The organism is Sulfitobacter sp. 1A15106, from assembly GCF_043556995.1.
In the GTDB taxonomy this organism is placed as follows: Bacteria; Pseudomonadota; Alphaproteobacteria; order Rhodobacterales; family Rhodobacteraceae; genus Sulfitobacter; species Sulfitobacter faviae.
Genome location: NZ_JBIFFM010000018.1, coordinates 24,711 through 40,820, shown reverse-complemented (window position 1 = coordinate 40,820; position 16,110 = coordinate 24,711). Strand labels below are relative to the sequence as shown.

Here is a 16,110-nt window from a genome sequence, read left to right as displayed (position 1 = left end):
CATCTGCGCCTGCATCGCGCAAGCCTCAATGCGCCGCTTAATGATGGTAGGTTCGTCGGTCATGTTGCCTCCGGGGGGTTTTAGGATTGGTTAAATTCGAGGCGGCAAACGGCGTGAGGGTAGTGTCCTCGCCACTGGCCTAAGAGATGGTCACCGTCTGCGAGTTCATACATCGGAAGCCAATCGTATTCGTCCCAAAGCCTGTGTTTTGTCCGGTAGGCAACGCCCAAAGCGGCGCAATCTGTATGAGCCTTAAACGTCCAAACCTGCGATCCATCCGCGTTGACTTGGCGCAGGTAAACCTCGCCCTTCGGGATCGTTCGCCCGCATTCTTCGCAGCGGTGCGGCTTGCGCGCTGGCCCTATCTTCTCGCTGATATTTGAAATCATTTCGGCCTCTGGGGTTAGGTGGACAGGGGTCAGTAATTGGCGATTGCGGGGGTTTCGCAGTTCTCAATGGCCCACCGACACCACCAGTCGAGCCACGTCAGGCGCGCGAGTTGGTAGTCGTACCTTGGCGGGCCTTCATAATTCCATCCCTCAAATCCGGGGGGCAGTGTCGCCTTCGCCTTCCAGCGCGCGAGTGCCGTTGAAACCTCGGCTACCATTTCCGGCGTCAGCCCGTAGCAGCCGGGGTGACTTCCGAGCAGATGCCCCCTCTCATCATAGAAGATGCTCGACAGGCCGACCTCTCGGCAGAATTGGCTCCAAACCGAATAGCTGGGGCTACGCTGATTGCTGTTGCCCGTCATCTCATCGTTCGGAAATGTCGGCGCGTCCGGGTGCGTCATGCCTTCGACGGCCCACTCTGCGCTCAGGTATGGGAAGTCGTCCTTGTGGTGCTTCGGCTTCGCGTTGCCGATGGTAAATGTGTACCCCATGGGTGCCTCCGGGCTGTTTGGACTGCGGCGCGCGAATGCGCCCTTGTGCACTAAATTACCCCGCAATATAGTGACGGGCAAGAACCAAGCAAGCGAGGCGGCAATAAAGTGACGATCTGGGGCTATATTCTGGAGATGCCGGGGCGCCCGAAACTGGCGCAGCAACGCACCGCGCTTTCGGCGCTCGGCGCTGATGTGTCCGAGTTCGGCACGGTCTGGCGCGACAAGCTGGACCGGGCAAAGCGCCACGCCACGGCGGGCCAAACGCAACTTGCGGGGCGGAATGACCTGATTGGCGCAGTGCTGCGCGGGGACCGTGTATGCGTGGCCGATCCGATGTGCCTCGGGGTGTCACCGCAGGACGCGAAGTGGTTTCTTTCGCAGATGGCCGAGGCGGGCGTGACGGTTGCGGTGAATGGCGATTTATTTGTGATCGAGCCGGGCGCGGATACTGCCGAGGTTGAGACCGAGTTCGCCCGGCGCCGTAATAACTTCAACGCTGCGCGCTCGCGCGGCAGGGTCTAAACAGGAGCGATGGCATGAAATTGACCGAGACGCAGAAGCTAGAGGCGCTTGCCGCGCGCTTCTATCAGGGCCTCGAATGGAAGCCCAAGGCGGGCGACCTCTACACCACGTCGCGCGCAGACCTTGAGGTCTACGAAGTGGTGGACGTCACCTGTGGCAAGGTGTTCACCCGCTACACCGAAGGCGGCGACTTGACCGTCTCCGAGTGGCCTGAGACTGAATTTCTGACCGAGGGTTTCGGCCCTAATCGCGTGTGGGTTCCCCCGCATGTGCTGTCCACATAGGAGACTGCATTGCGAGGCTGGCAGGTGAACGGGGCGCGGCGCAGCACAACGTCGCAACCGCACTGTGCAAGTCGGTTAAAGGCAGGGGGAAACCCGCGTAGACCTGCCGCCCCTAGAAAGGCCCGACTACGGTTGCCAGCCTCGCAATGCAGTCTGAATAGGAGACCGCTCGGCCAGCCCCGCCTTAACCGTGTTTTGCTGTAGGAAACCCCGAACAGTCGGACGCGCTACCGAATGCGCCACATTCCTCGGGCGGGGCTGACCCAGCGGCCAAAACAAAGGGGGCGTGTCACTTGCGCTTCTTCAGCGTGACCTTGGGCGGCGGCTCGCCCGTCCGGACCAGCTGCTGCACCATACCGTATGGGCCAAGGCTCCCGTAGCACTCGGCTATTTCGGTTGCGATCTTGTCGCGCAGTTCTCTCTCGGCTTCGGTCATGCCGGCGCCGATCCGGTCGGGCGCTGGGCTACTTGCGCAGGCGCGTGACCGTCGCTGCCCCCTGCCCCGTAACAAACCGCGCCCACGCCTCCATCACGATCCGTCGCCGATCCAGTAGGTCGGATCGCGCGTAGGCGCGCTGGACCTTGGTATTGATCGCGTGGCCGAGGATCGTCTCCGCTACCTCGAATGAGCAGGCGTCGGTGTCCTGTACCCATGTGCGAAAGCTGGTCCTGAACCCGTGGGGCCGACCCGCCTCGCCGATACTGTCGAGGTGCTTTTCCAGCCCGCGGCTCGTCACCGGGCGCCCTCTTAAGCCGGTGAACATCAAGCCGCTGTGGATCTGTGCCTGCTCGTCTGCAATCCGCTGGAGCTCGTCCGTCACTGGGACGCGGAAGTCGTCCGTCTTGTTTCGCAGTCCTTTGACCCGCTCGGCCGGGACGGTCCAGACGCTGTCCTCGATTTCGTCCAGCTGCGCCCCGCGAGCCGCGTCCGATCTGACCATCGTGAGAATGATCCAGCGCAGGCATTGCGCCACATCGCTTTTCGTCTCGGCCAGCTGGGCGTAGAGCGCCGGGATTTCCTGCCACGGTGTTGCCGGGATGGGCGTCGGGATGTACTCGACCGCGCCCAGCACTTCCTTCGCGGCGTCGACGGTGAACGGGTCGCAGTCGTGTCCCATGAGCTTCGCTTTGGCGAACACCAGCCGCGTCCTCTGGTATGCCTTGACCGCTACGCTGGGCTTGGCGTGCCAGATTGGCGCCATCGCGCCTTGTACGTCCTGTACCGAAATCTGCGATATCGGCTTGCGCCCGATCTTGGGGATGATGTGGGTGTCGAGGGCGCTGCGCCATTTGCCGCGCTTCCCGTCGCCGCGCAGTGTCGCCTTCCGAGCCTCGAACACCATATCGACCATCTGCGCGAATGTTGGGTCCGCGCGCTGGGCGGCGAGGGCGTCGGCTTCCCTTTGCTGTCTGCGCACCGATATGGGGTCGCGGCCGTCTCGGAGCTCTGCTGCCCATCGGTCGCGGATTTTCCGCGCCTCGGCGAGCGTCACGGCTGGCCAGCTGCCCAGCCCCATCTCTTTGCGCTTGCCCCAGATCGAGTAGCGGTAGACCCAGCTGCCCCGCTCCCCCTTCTTGAGCAGCCGCAGCCCGTTCCCGTCCTCGTGCTTCCCGTCCGGCGCCTTCTTGATACCCATCGCAGTGAGCGGCATTCCGTTCCCCCAATTGTTCCCCCAAGCTGGGGCGCGCTTCGGTGATCCCGCAAGCGCCAACATGCGACAGTTTTATCCGCGATGTGCCTGATAAATAAAGGCCTATTGTTCCTGCCTGCGCCACGCTGCGACAGGGGGTAGGTTCCTTCAGGGAGCGCCACTTTTTCCTACACCTGTCGTTCGACATCGAAAGACCGACTTTTCGACAAAAGTTGGCTTTTGAGCTTTATCATGTAGCATCTGGTTATCTCACCGCCGCCAATGACCGTTTTGCCACAGAGCACCGATACCGAACCACTGATATACTAGCGCCATGATCATCGGCTAAGTATCTTACAGTGAAAACTTTCGTCAGGAGCGGTTATCGTCGAACAAAGATGTGACCTCATGGCGTAACCAGATTGCTCCGAAACTTTTTCCACCGGATGTGAACTGAAGCACATCCATCGCTTTCAAGCGTGTGGAAATAGTGTTCCGATGCAACCCTAGTTCAGCCTGCATCGTATTCAGTGTCATGTATTTATTGTGGAAGGAAGCAATGTTGTCCTCTGTCAACCTGAGGTGACACCTTCGATTGCTTGGATTCTGAATTCGGATCGCCGGACTGTGTCCTTCTTCAAGGAATTCACTGAATTGTCCCCGGTTCCTTAGACCGATTGAGCGCGCGAAGGCATAGGCTGAAATCGTGTCACGAACAGACGCAGTAAACTCACCTGACATGTCGAGCTTCGACTTGCGGCTGCTACCCGCATCACTCTTGTGAATCCATATCCCGTGATAGCCAAGAACATTCTTCTTGAGTCTGACGCGAATCTTTCCGCCCCGGATTTCTGAAATAATCTTCCCGACAGCCTTGCCGGTTCGTTTGCTGGACTGCTGGATGCTCTCCCAATGTAAATTATCCGCAACTCCACTCTTTGCAAACGACTGAAGTTCCTCAACCAGTGCTCGCCCATCTGGCAAACTCCAGGGTGATCTAACCGTTGGGACTTGGGTCCGGGGTGCCAGGATTTCGTCCCGTTCAAGTGCAATGAACTCTGCCCTAGTTGCACCCATGGCCGTTTGCATCTCAATTGGCCCGACCAATGTCGGAATTTCTTCGAGAAGCGCAGCATACCGCATTGCGTCAAAGATCTTTTTACTTGGCGCCCGTTGATCGTTGCATTCAAAAGCACCTGCTTCTGTCAGGAATTGATCTAAAATCTTGGAGCCCACCCCGGATTCTTTTGCTGCTGTTTGAAGGGAATGCAGGAGACGTTTAGGAACAAGCTCACCAAGCAAAGTTTCGCCGCTACCGATTGGCCAATTTGCGAGGACGCAATCGCGCAATAGCTGACGAAATACCGCGAAGTCATCCTCCACTAGGTAATCCTGGCTGAGCTTTACGAACAGCTGGCCGAAGGCCTTTTTTGGCCGATCCTGAACTCCGGTCGCCCGATCTACAAGGGTATCTAACGCAGCACGTATTTGCGCGGGCCCTCGTTTTGCAATTTCAAACCCTTTCGCTTGAGCAGCTCGTAAATTGTCCGTGTCATTTGAAATGTCGGCTATTGTAAGATCCAGTATCGCAGCACCGAGAAGCCGGCAAAAAGTCGATGCTGCATAAAGAGAATGATCGGCGAGCCATGTAGAATCCGACCCGTCTTCCAGTCGCCCATTCAGCCACATGTCGTATGGCGAAGCTTTCACTTTCGGTCGGTCAAACCGCCCTTGTAAAATTTGGTCCAAAGTCTCCGTCAGCCGCATGCCGATGTCGTCCCGGTCCGTAACCTTGTCAGCTCGCCAGAGGGGCACCAGAAGGTGTTCGTGCTTTATACAGACAGCCACTTCCCTAAGCAGCCAGTCGCCCCGCATAGCCATAACTTCGAAGGGACTTGAATTGCAGGTCTGGACATCTTCTCTGAGACAGGCAGGACAACCTCGGATCACTGGGCTACGAAGCGCCCGCGAAACAAATATCTCACCTCGAAACCGCATACGGGCATTACCAACGCCCTCGCCGGTCCAAGACAGCAGTTCGTTCAAATCTGCGGTGGAAAGTTCGCCCCACCGACAGAGAAGAGATAGCATTTCTGCGTCGAGGTTCAGAACTCGCTTGAATGATCCTCCCATGTCATAAGCAAAGTCCTTTGCATTCGCACTCTTTGACGCTGATAGGCGTGACAGAAAGGACACAATGGTTTCACGAGGTTTGGGTCGAGGGGTTTCATAAGTCCGATCAGTCAAAAGCCCGTTCAAATTCTTAAGCCTTTCTAGCTTCTACTTGACGTTCAAATGCGTCTAAAAGGAAATGACCTTCGAGCCATTTACTGACGTAGTCCGTCACCTGCGGGTTCTCGATTATGTTAATGAGTTTGATCAAAATATAGGAAAACTCGACCGCCTCTAGCAGAAGAATTCGGCGAAGCACGATGCTCGCTGCGCGCTGCGCTTTTAACCCTCCGCGGTAGTATCGAAACGCACGGCCGATGAAGTCTGCTGCTGCCAAAATATGGGTTTCGATATCGGCGTTGGGTGTGCCCAAATACGCAGCGGCGTTCTTGAATCTTTCGAGAGTAGCTGTGTCATCAACCATCAGCATTCTCTGCATAATCTGTCCATTGAGCGACACATAGGAGTGCCCTTGGCTACAAAGTTTCAGGAGCGCATCTGCATAGCTTTCAATGCTTAACGCGCCTCCAATTGCCATGGCTCGCAACAAGGCGTCCAAGCCGAATGCCTGCTCGTTGCAGATTTCGGAAGCAATTTGTCGAAGCCGCAAATCGGCCGACACGAGGACACCATTTTCTCGTTGAATGACTGAGAGGCAATCAAACTGGCTGCCCAAAAAATCAGAATATCGTAGAAAGCTGGCGTCGGCATCTGCCGACACCTCAATGCCAACGACCCGACAGGTTCTGGAAATACGATTTCTAGTCTGTTCCAGTGAAGACACATGCTCCCCTACCTCTTCAGCCGTAGACTCGTGGATCACATATCCATCATCATGCGCCGTCATGGATTTCCGACCATCCGGATTGCGTCCTATTTCTTCAATCATTTCTCCGAATTCATCGAGTGCCGATGCCGGCAAAGTCAGGTTTGGGAAGGCATCCTTTACAGCCTCCAGAACGCCCAACCCATCCAGAAGCCAAGCCGTATACGCATCGAGCACGAGCACACGGTCAAAAGACTTTTGAGCGATCGCGAATTCCCGTTCCGTATCCGATGCATGTCCCGTTGCGCTGAAAACCTGTCGGCCACTTTGCGCGAGATGGACCGCAAAATCGATGGTAGAACCACCTCCCGCCTTGGCGACGGCTCCGAGGGGCATTGGGTGTTCGCGGTAATTCTCCTCCAGACGCTCGACTGACTTTCGCCGCGCCTGGACGCTTTCAAGGATCGGTGTCACGTCATCGTCGACAATGGTCATCGAGTAAAAGCTGCCGTTATCCGGAAACTGATCCTGCAGCGTCCGCGTGATCTCGTGAAAAAGATGCAGATACTTCGATTTGATCTCTCTGACGGTCCATGAGAAGCAATTTGGCCCCGTCGTTGTCTCGAACGTTTCTCCGGCCGACTTACCCAGCGCTTGCTGCACGATAGCATTGTTAACCTGAACGTGGTCAGGCAGATCGCTCTGGTTATTGTCGATCACGATCACCCAGTCATCCCGTGCCACCCGCCCCAAACGCACCATCGCATCAATAGACACCTCATCAATATCGGGGATCTGCGGCGCTTTCCCGTCGAAGGCATCAGCGAGAAGCAGACCGCTGTAACCCAGACAAACCTGAAAGTCGTTTCTGTTTCTGGCTGCCAGCTCGTAGGCGTATTCAAGTGCCACTTCTCGACCATTGCGCCAAAGAAGCTGCGCCATGGCCATACGGTCTTCTGCCGGCCCCTCGATCAGTAGCAGATCGATGCCTGCGAGAAAATCTTTGGCCCGTCTATGCGCCCCGTCACGATTCAGAGCCTGCCAATAGGCTAGCTGCGTGCGCACATTGTGTGGTTCGTGCTCAAGAGACCTCCGAAACCACGGGACCGCTTCTGCCGGCCTCCGCCGATTGAGGTGAAAATGACCCCCGGCGCGATTCAGCTCGGCATCAAGGTTCGGCACCGATCGAATTGCCGCAAAGAATGCGATACCTGCCTCATGCGGGACGGAGGTTCGGGCGTAGGCAATTGCCAGCCACCGTCTGAGCCTGTCATCGCGCGCGGGATCGACAAAATGGGCCAGCAGGTCGATGACCAACTCCGGCATATCTCTTTCCATTGCCTCGCCGGCAAGCGCACGTCGGAGCTCCGCGTCTGTTCCGACCTCCGCAGCCGTCGCGCGCGCAAAGGCGGCGTCCGCCACGTCCGGAAGCCCAGCTTTCGATGCGATCTGGCACAGAAAAAGTTCATTCACCGGGTCCGGCGGCAGTTCGCGCGTAAAAATCTCTTCGAAAGCAGCCGCTTGGTCTGGTTCCTCCGACAGGATTGCGCGCAGCGCATCAGCCGCAAAAGCGGGGTCAATTCGACCGGAAAGTTCTATTTCTTCTGGGTATTTTTCACAAAGTGCCAGCGCCTCCGCCCAGTCCGCACCCCGCAGCGCCTTCTCGAGCCGAATAATCCCGGACCCGGAAAAGTTATCCGATAGAACCCGATCCAGCAGAGCTTCATCACCGGTATCCAGTGCAAAGGCACCGAGAGCTTGCCTTGCCCGATCATCTGAGAGAAGCAGATCGACATGCGCCTGGACCAAAGCGGAGGCTGCCGCCCTTGTTCCGTTCACGCGATGAGCTACAAGTGCGTTTTGCAAGAGTGTTACGTCGGGAAAGGCTTTTGACGCCTCCGATGAAAGATGTTCGGCCCACTGCCTCTCCAGTTCCAAAGCAGCATCGCCGGCCTTTTGCAGTCTTCGTGTCTTTTCTGTCACCGATACATCGTCATTCACCATCGCCTGAACTGCCATATCAAGAGCGGCTTCGGCTCCGTGACGCCGCGCCCGCTCCGATTCTGGATGCAGATGCGCGACTTCCTGAGCTTGCTGGGCCCATGTCGGATCGCTGTTCTCACGTTTAGCATCGATCAATGCTATACAGACATCTTTGGATTGGCGAATGGCGACCGGGATAGACTTAAGATCCACCACCTCGCCCATCTTGCTCCGTGTGTAGATCAGGTTGGCCCAGTGCATCGGCATGTCTGGCTCATCTTTGATCAATCGATCCAAAAGTTCGACGGCAGCATCTGTATCTCCTTTTATGAGATACCCAACCACCGCATTAGCGCGCACTTTTGGGCTTTCAGGATCGGTAGCCAATGCGGCCAGAAAGTGCTGTGCGGCCGCGTCGAACTGCCCGAGGTATTTCAGACACATTCCTTGCAGGCCCTGAATCCTGGCCCTCAACTTCGGGGAGATTTGATTTGAACGCTTGGGATCATCAAAGCGCTCTTCCAGCAGGTCCAACGCTGTTTGATACTTCTCTGCAAGCACAAGTTCCCGGCAAATTTCAAGTTCGCCATCCAACGGGTCAGCTTCAACAATACCGGCCTCAAGTTTTCGAGCGAGTTCGTCGACATGCTCCCTGGTATCATCAACTCGGACGACCAGGTCCGCTTGCTCCAGCTTTAGGACATCTGTCTGCGCGGAGAGTCCCTCAATGTCTTCGCCTTGCTGGTTGGTTGCTTCGGTAATCCTGTCCAGCCATTCCGCTTTTTGCTTGTCCAGCTTGGATGGCAACAGCCAGCGCGCGAAGGATGTAAGAACTCCGCCTCCCGGTAAAAGAGATAGACCAGCTTCGGCGCTCTGCCGTGTCCCTTCGCGCACACCCGTGCCCTTGCCTGGTTTTTCAATCTTATTCATTGCGTTATTCAGGTTTCTGTTCGGTGATTCAGTATATTGTAGTTTATACCACAAGAAGAACACACGCGGAACGAAGGAGGTAGTTATTGCTGTATTTCTCGGTCGCTTCCGCGAAAGCGAACTTCTGCGACACCTGTTTGAGACAACCGTCGCGCGGTGCATCGCGGAAGGTCTTGTTAGTGGGCAGCGCATGGGGATGGATGCCAGCCTTATCGAGGCGGACGCCAACAAACAGAACTCGACGTCCAAAGAGGAATGGGACGCATCAACTATCGACCCGGCGGATGCACCCCGCGCGGTTCGGGAGTATCTCGACACGCTGGACGAGGCAGCATTCGGTGCGGCCAGCGAGGTGCAGCCAAAGTTCACCTCGCATTCGGACCCGGCCAGCCAGTGGACCGCAGCACGCAAGGGGCCGGCATTCTTCAGCTATTCCGACAATTACCTGATCGACACGGATCATCGGGTGATTGTCGATGTCGAAGCCACGCGATCCATTCGACAAGCCGAGGTCGGATCGACCAGGACCATGCTGAATAGGGTAAAAGCCAGGTCCGAGTCGCATCCCGAACGCCTGATCGCGGACACCGCCTACGGCACCGGACCCATGCTGGGCTGGCTGGTTGATCGCAAGATCGCGCCCCACATCCCTGTGTTCGACAAGTCCGGGCGCAGCGACGGCACCCGGACGCGGGCTAACTTCGAGTGGGACGCCGAGAACGACCAATACATCTGCCTTGAAGGTCACACCCTAAAGCAGTTCCGCCGCAACTGATCCGACCCGAACCGTGGGCCGAGCGGTAAAGGCACAGCCCAGTGCTGCGCCCTGAAAGAGGTCTGTCAGGCCTGTCCGTCCAAAGCCAGATGCTGCCCAAATGCGGACGCTCGCAAGATCACCCGCGTGGAGCACGAAGACGCCCGACAAGCTGCGCGCGACCTCGCCAAGATCAAACGATACGGCATCTCGATGAAGCTCCAAAAGAAGGTCGAGAGGCTCTTCGCGCACCTCAAACGTATTCTTGGCTTGGGGCAGCTTCGATTGCGTGGGCCATGCGGCGCAAATCACGAATTCCTGCTCGCCGCAACCGCCCAAAATCTCCAGAAATTGGCTAAGAACCTTCCTGCGCCGCAGCAAACGCGCAAAGCCTTATAGGAACTGCGCACGCGCCGGATTTGGAACAGCTATTTCTGCGTTTGCAAACGTTAATTTTTCCACAGAACCGGCGGAGAGCGGCCCTTCGCTGCGGGAGCAAAGGCGCCTTGGCCCCACCGGCGAAGCGGACATTCAGCCGACAGCCCGGGTAGCGGTCCAAACTTTGACACGAAGGGCGGTGCGCGATCATCCGCAGCGGTCTAATCGCAAAGCAGCTCTTTGTGCTTTGCAGACATTGGCTTTCTCACTAAGTTTCGACAAACTTCGGTTTTCGGGCGAAGGAATAAACCTATGATGAATGCGATTGAGAGCCTTGATCCAACCGTCCTCGTTGCACTCATTGGAGTTCTTTCGGTCATCCTGAGCGCTGGCATTGGCGCAATTGTCTCGCGCTGGCATACAGCATCGAAATTCAATGATGAGCTAAAGAAGCTTCGCCTTGAGAGGTTTAATGAGCAAAGAGATTTTTATCTGAAAAATGCGCGGGAACAGATCGGAACCGTCTACGTCCCCCTGAGTGCGGAACTCGCCGCTCTAAAGGGCGCGTTCCAAAACTATCTCTATCATGGGAAGGATGAAGAATGGCTCTCCGTTTTTGTATCCCACGTCGATCAGTTCGTAGTGGAATTGCAGGCCCTTGAGCTTCGAGGCGCAACCGCATTTGTTACAACCGACCTTGAAGATTTACTGATAAAATTTGTAGCCTTTCTTAGAGCATCAAAAAATTCCACTGAACCAGTTGTCGAGGTGACCTACAACTTTAGCTTGGGGTTTCTCGGCTTCATGACCCATAAGAACGGCGCTGTCAAATCACGCTCAGCAGGGGCAATCCGACCAGGTATTTCGGCCTCTATTTCTGCGGCCGGAATAGGCGCCGATGTTCGGGTCTCAGACATCATTCACGCCCCTATCAATTCCGAAGAGTTTCACGCACGTTTTGAACGAGATGGATATCAGTTAAGCCTCCTAATAAAGGAGGTGACTCTGGGTAGCGTTGCCCGAGCTCTTTAAGTGAGCTTTGCCGCTATGCAGCAACTTAAAGCTCCGACTGGACCTTCGCTGCGTCGGACAGAAGTGGCCGGGTCGAACCGTTGCCTGTCCTGGTCCCGAAAGCCAGGAAGCAGCCATGCGATGCAACATGCACTGACGTCGGTCATGCGTAATTCGGTGTCCGATCCGAAAAGGGACATCGCATATCAGTTCTCAATAAACTGCCTCAGATCAATACTCATCGAAGGCTTCTCCACGAATCTCCGCAAAAAACGCTCTCATTTCATGCGACTGCCGCTTCCTCAGCGTCGTCGCCTTCTTCAGGACACTGCGAGAGGTAGCGATGCTTCGCTTTGGGTCGTAAAAAACGATGTCTCTTTTATCCATGGCTGCAAAGAAGGGCTCTTTCAAAATCCCCTTGCTATCGTGCAGCCAGCCCTTCCTGAACCCTTCATATGCAAGAAGCCATGACCAATCTTGCAGAACGCTATGTGACGAGATCTGGCCCTCCCATTCTGCTTTAGGAAGCGTGCCAATGCCCATCCCCAATTGCTTCATGTCCAGCAAAATAAGGGCAATTGCACTTGAGGACGCATACTCGGAAAGACCACACAGCTTTTTCGCTTCGAGTGGTCGTTTTAACCCTCGAAGGGTATAAAGAAGCCAGATGACTTCAAAATGATGCCCCTTTTCCAAGTTCCTTTCTGCCAAGAGTGAAAAACGCCGCCCAATTCTCTTTGCTGAAATCGCCCCAGTTGCGTGCTGAATGTTGAGAATAATTCGACAAACCTTGTCCATTGAGCCTGGTGCAATGACGGCTGCCTGCAAAAGAAAGCTCTCGACCTCACGGATATCTGGGTTCGTCATCCCCGCGCGTTCAATGACTGACAGAGCATAACTGACCACAGGTTCAGATTGATGTTCAGATTGCAGCCGCAAGCTCATGGTGATGAACTCGCGGAGCCTTGCCCCGTGCAAGGCTCCATTGTGATGAGATAGAAAAGAACCGATCTCAGACAGCCAAGTTTTTCGTTTGGATGCAATAATGTGTTCAATAGAAGTCTTGCTTCCGTTTATCTCAAGCCCATATGTCCTATAAATTGAACTGATGCATGTAATCACATCCTCAGCTTGCTCAAGGGTCTTCGTTCCGACATTCCAGTCATCCTGAAGGCGATCAACGCTATGCTCTGGAAGCTCAAGTTCGCGGGCTTGAAAGTCCATATCTATGCGTGACGAAATAACTTCAGCGATGATTCTGGAGGTTTCCGGCCCAATCGGGATGCCGATCGTTTGATTTCTGTTGCATGCGCGAACTAAGACATCGATACGGTCAGCAAAGGACCCTTTGTAATAGTCCATAGAGCTCTTGACACGCTCCTTTCCGTAGGCTGCCCATGGAATGGAGTGCGTATAGATTGAAGGGTAGAACCTCGTGATGTCTGTTTTCACCAGCCAATCTGATATTGCTTCAAGATAGAATGACTTTTCGCGGTGTGCTCGAAAATTGATGTCTTTGATCGCTCGATCATAGTCCTTCGAGATGTGTATCTCATCAATCGAAAATGCTTGCCTGGAAAGCCATTTCTGAATTGCCTTCCAATTTTTAGAAATTTCGCTGACCAGTAAAGCCTGTGGAATCGGGTGAGTAATGTGGAGGTTCCTGCGCTCATACCCTCGTTTAGGTTTCGAAAGAACCTCAGCCTCAGCGCTACTCAGTTTGTAAGTGTGAGCGTTGCGGCGCTTCTTTTTTTCAGGTGTCTTCCCGAGCGACTTCGAGTCGACCTTGAAAACCTCGTCTGCCTCCCAAGTTTCCAAGATATCAGCTGAATGTTCGCCAAAGTCTTCGGTTGTAAACACCGGTGGCAATTCTTTTGGGAAATAGCCTTTAGACAGCAATGCGCGACGTAAAGTATCACTCAACACTCATCTTTTCCTTGGTTATTCAGACCTAAGGTAATCGTAAAAGTCGAGACACTTCAATGCCATTTCAAGGAGCTGTTTCTCACAATTATGGTGGGAAGTTTGGCACGGTTGAGTTTGGCAAAAGGTGTGGCGAGCTGCGAGTAGCAGCTGGATGCGCAAGTCCAGCAGATCTGCTTAGAGATTCGGACCGGGCATGCGTCGCGGCTTGATCGAATGACCGCTCTGGGCCGATAGCGTTATCGTTCCCTGCTTGGTGGACCAGTCCTTCCGCCGCAACGCCGCATGGCCGCTTTAAGCCCTTAGTGACAGTGCCGGGTTTGAAGCTATTCGCAGTCGCAGCATCGCATTCTTTTCGGGGGGCGGCCCTACCCGGGCCTTGGTCTGACCTTTCGTTGCCGCACCATGGCTTTCCTAAAGCTGCCGTTCGATCCGCGCGTTCGTTAAGATAAAAAATTCGCCCGAGACACTATCCCTAAACACCAAGGAGCGCATCAAACCGCGCTTCAACTAATTTTAGAAACTGCTCCGCTATGCGCGACGGTTGGCGCGTGGCTGGTAGAAGCAGGTCATATCGAAAGGGCTGAACAGGCGACAAAGGGCGCACCAGAATCTTACCGAGATTGCCAAAATGCGTTGCTGTCACAGGCTCTACTATTGAAACTCCAGCCCCAGCGGCCACCAATTCACAGATCGACGCAGACAATTGCGCCTCGGCAACGATCCGAGGACGAGCACCGCCCGCGAGTAAAAATGCATCTGTTTCGGAGCGGGTTCCAATTTCTGCGCCGAGCGCGATGAATGGGCGCTGATCGAAATCTTCCGGCAAGAGCACTGTTTTCCGCCCAAGCTCGTGAGACAGGGGTAACACGGCCAACATTGGTCCCGTGAACAACTCGCGGCGCAAGACAGCGGGATGGTCGTTTTCCAAAGCAGCAAAGCCAAGATCGAATTGCTGCGAACTTAGATGACGTAGCACCGCCTGAGAGCTTCGGGTGCGCAAGGATACAGTGATTCCGGGTTGGCCTGCGATAAATTCAGCGATTACATCGGGCAGTAGTTTCAGAGCCAGTGCTGGCATCCCCGCAATCAGCAAGCTGCCAGTCCGAAAGTCTCGGATGTCTCGGATAACGCGGGAAATTTCCATCATTCCGACGAAAGCCCGCTCAACCTCTTCATAAAGCGCGCGCGCCTCAGAAGTGGGCACAACTTGCCTGCCTTGCCGCTCGAACATGTCGAAGCCAGCCGCGCGTTCTAAATCCGCAATTAGTTTGCTGACCGAGGGCTGCGTTGTTCCCAGGACGACAGCTGCGGAGGTAACCTTGCCGGTCTCCATCACAGCGCGGAAGGCTTCGATCTGACGGTGAGTGAGTCGAGAGAGCATGGCAATTCATAACCTCAGAGAATGATTTACGCAAATATTACGATTATTCTTATGAAGGCAATGCTGCGATCTAAACGATGGAGGAATCGCATGCATCAACGCACACCTGAAATAACCATCGTCGGTGGCGGCCTTGTCGGCCTTTCTGTAGCGCTCGGTCTGCTGATGGCTGGACAGCGTGTTCGGGTGTTGGACGGGGCGGATAACGATGCGCGAGCATCACAGGGGAACTTTGGTCTGATCTGGGGCCAAGGCAAAGGCTGGGATTTCGCCCCTTACGCCAATTGGACAATGGATGCGCTGGCCGCTTGGCCCGGCTTTGCGCAGCAGTTGAAGGAGCTATCGGGCATTGACGTGGCACTCGACCAATCCGGGGGCTACGAGTTCTTTACCGATCCGTCAGAGATGGACGCCTTCAAGGCCGAGTTGGACCAGCAAGCAGCGCATCTGGGCGGACGCGCCAGCTATGAAATGCTCTACGGGGATGACCTGCGCAGTCAGTTGGAAGGCATTGGACCCGATGTTGTCGGCGCGAGTTTCTCGCTCGGCGATGGCCATGTAAACCCGCTCCGCTTTCTTCGCGCCCTGCGGTGTTCGGTTCAGGCGATGGGCGGGCGTGTGACGCTGGGAGCCACCGTTGCCGCGATCAGGCCACAACTTAGGGGTGGCTTTGCGCTCGCGTTGGCAAATGGGGAAGTCGATTACACGGAGCAGGTCGTGCTCTGTGCCGGCCTGGGCGCTGCCACTCTGGCCCGCGATCTTGGGTTCATCACACAGGTCCGCCCGCAGCTTGGCGAGTTGCTGATCACCGAAAAGCTGGGCGACCGCCTGCCGTTCCTGTCCAGCACCATCCGGCAGGTCGACGAGGGCGGCGTGCAGATTGGCGGCACCAAGGCGAATGCAGGGCTTGATGATCGTGAGACTTTGCCCATCATGTCCAAACTCGCGCACCGTGCGGTCACGGTCTTCCCTGCGCTTGCCGATGTGCGGGTTGTCCGGGCGTGGGGTGCGCTGCGGGTCATGTCGCCCGACGGCTACCCGGTCTATGCCAAATCGGGCTCGAATCCCGGCGCCTTTCTGGTGACCTGCCACAGCGGTGTCACGCTTGCCCCACTACACGCCAGCGTGCTCGCTAAGTGGATCCTGAATACATCCGCCACCCCTGATCTGGAGGCTTTCGATGAATGTCGCTTCGCGCTTTCGCACGCTACCTGAGACCGGAGATCGTGTGCAGTTTACGCTGGATGGCGCGCTTGCCACTGCGCCCGCCGGGGTCACTGTCGCAGCGGCGTTGCTGGCCCATTCGGGCGCGTGGACGCGGCGGACTGCACAGGGCGCACCGCGCACGGCCTATTGCATGATGGGTGTGTGTTTTGACTGTCTGGTCGAGGTCGATGGCACGCCCAACACCCAAGCCTGCATGACCCTTCTGCGCGAGGGTATGTCCGTCCGACGCCAAACGGGCCTGCGTGATTTGAACGGAGGTTAA

The 16,110-nt window shown here is 55.9% G+C and carries 12 protein-coding genes and 1 pseudogene; 6 read left to right on the top strand and 7 right to left on the bottom strand.

Annotated elements, in window-relative coordinates; all coding sequences use genetic code 11:
- Positions 1-418 precede the first annotated feature (418 nt).
- Positions 419-880, bottom strand: coding sequence for a hypothetical protein (locus tag ACGYKA_RS19115; RefSeq protein WP_394439706.1), 462 nt, complete (start codon positions 878-880; stop codon positions 419-421).
- Positions 881-988: 108 nt separating this feature from the next.
- On the opposite strand from ACGYKA_RS19115, the gene ACGYKA_RS19110 reads away from it, so the two are divergent.
- Positions 989-1,405 (top strand): hypothetical protein, encoded by a 417-nt coding sequence (locus ACGYKA_RS19110; protein WP_394439703.1) that lies wholly within the window; start codon positions 989-991, stop codon positions 1,403-1,405.
- 14 nt (positions 1,406-1,419) lie between these two features.
- The gene (locus ACGYKA_RS19105; RefSeq protein ID WP_394439700.1) at positions 1,420-1,689 is read left to right on the top strand and encodes a hypothetical protein; all 270 of its coding nucleotides are present in this window, start codon (positions 1,420-1,422) and stop codon (positions 1,687-1,689) included.
- Positions 1,690-1,978: 289 nt separating this feature from the next.
- On the opposite strand, the gene ACGYKA_RS19100 is transcribed toward ACGYKA_RS19105, so the two are convergent.
- From ACGYKA_RS19100 to ACGYKA_RS19085, 4 genes are all read right to left on the bottom strand, one after another.
- Entirely contained in the window at positions 1,979-2,125 is a 147-nt protein-coding gene (locus ACGYKA_RS19100; protein ID WP_394439697.1) for a hypothetical protein, read from the bottom strand.
- Between the two features lie 28 nt (positions 2,126-2,153).
- On the bottom strand, positions 2,154-3,341 hold the full coding sequence (locus tag ACGYKA_RS19095; RefSeq protein ID WP_394439694.1) for a tyrosine-type recombinase/integrase: 1,188 nt from the start codon (positions 3,339-3,341) through the stop codon (positions 2,154-2,156).
- A 351-nt stretch (positions 3,342-3,692) separates the two neighbouring features.
- A complete protein-coding gene (locus ACGYKA_RS19090; protein ID WP_394439708.1) occupies positions 3,693-5,567 on the bottom strand; it encodes a TniQ family protein in 1,875 nt (624 codons plus the stop codon).
- Positions 5,568-5,583: 16 nt separating this feature from the next.
- The gene (locus ACGYKA_RS19085; protein WP_394439691.1) at positions 5,584-9,171 is read right to left on the bottom strand and encodes a tetratricopeptide repeat protein; all 3,588 of its coding nucleotides are present in this window, start codon (positions 9,169-9,171) and stop codon (positions 5,584-5,586) included.
- A gap of 100 nt (positions 9,172-9,271) precedes the next feature.
- Between ACGYKA_RS19085 and ACGYKA_RS19080 the strand changes: the two are divergent.
- Both ACGYKA_RS19080 and ACGYKA_RS19075 read left to right on the top strand, forming a co-directional pair.
- Positions 9,272-10,324 (top strand): annotated as a pseudogene (locus tag ACGYKA_RS19080) (transposase); the annotation flags it as partial.
- 291 nt (positions 10,325-10,615) lie between these two features.
- Positions 10,616-11,335 carry a hypothetical protein gene (locus ACGYKA_RS19075; RefSeq protein WP_394439689.1) on the top strand — a complete coding sequence of 240 codons (720 nt, stop codon included), beginning with the start codon at positions 10,616-10,618 and terminating at the stop codon, positions 11,333-11,335.
- A 210-nt stretch (positions 11,336-11,545) separates the two neighbouring features.
- On the opposite strand, the gene ACGYKA_RS19070 is transcribed toward ACGYKA_RS19075, so the two are convergent.
- On the bottom strand, positions 11,546-13,240 hold the full coding sequence (locus tag ACGYKA_RS19070; RefSeq protein ID WP_394439686.1) for an RNA-directed DNA polymerase: 1,695 nt from the start codon (positions 13,238-13,240) through the stop codon (positions 11,546-11,548).
- Between the two features lie 472 nt (positions 13,241-13,712).
- Positions 13,713-14,621 (bottom strand): LysR substrate-binding domain-containing protein, encoded by a 909-nt coding sequence (locus ACGYKA_RS19065; RefSeq protein ID WP_394439683.1) that lies wholly within the window; start codon positions 14,619-14,621, stop codon positions 13,713-13,715.
- A gap of 90 nt (positions 14,622-14,711) precedes the next feature.
- Here ACGYKA_RS19065 and ACGYKA_RS19060 point away from each other — a divergent pair, with 90 nt between their 5' ends.
- Together ACGYKA_RS19060 and ACGYKA_RS19055 are read left to right on the top strand one after the other, a co-directional pair.
- The gene (locus ACGYKA_RS19060; RefSeq protein ID WP_394439680.1) at positions 14,712-15,836 is read left to right on the top strand and encodes an NAD(P)/FAD-dependent oxidoreductase; all 1,125 of its coding nucleotides are present in this window, start codon (positions 14,712-14,714) and stop codon (positions 15,834-15,836) included.
- Positions 15,802-16,110 carry a (2Fe-2S)-binding protein gene (locus ACGYKA_RS19055; protein ID WP_394439677.1) on the top strand — a complete coding sequence of 103 codons (309 nt, stop codon included), beginning with the start codon at positions 15,802-15,804 and terminating at the stop codon, positions 16,108-16,110. The genes ACGYKA_RS19060 and ACGYKA_RS19055 overlap by 35 nt, the downstream gene beginning before the upstream one ends.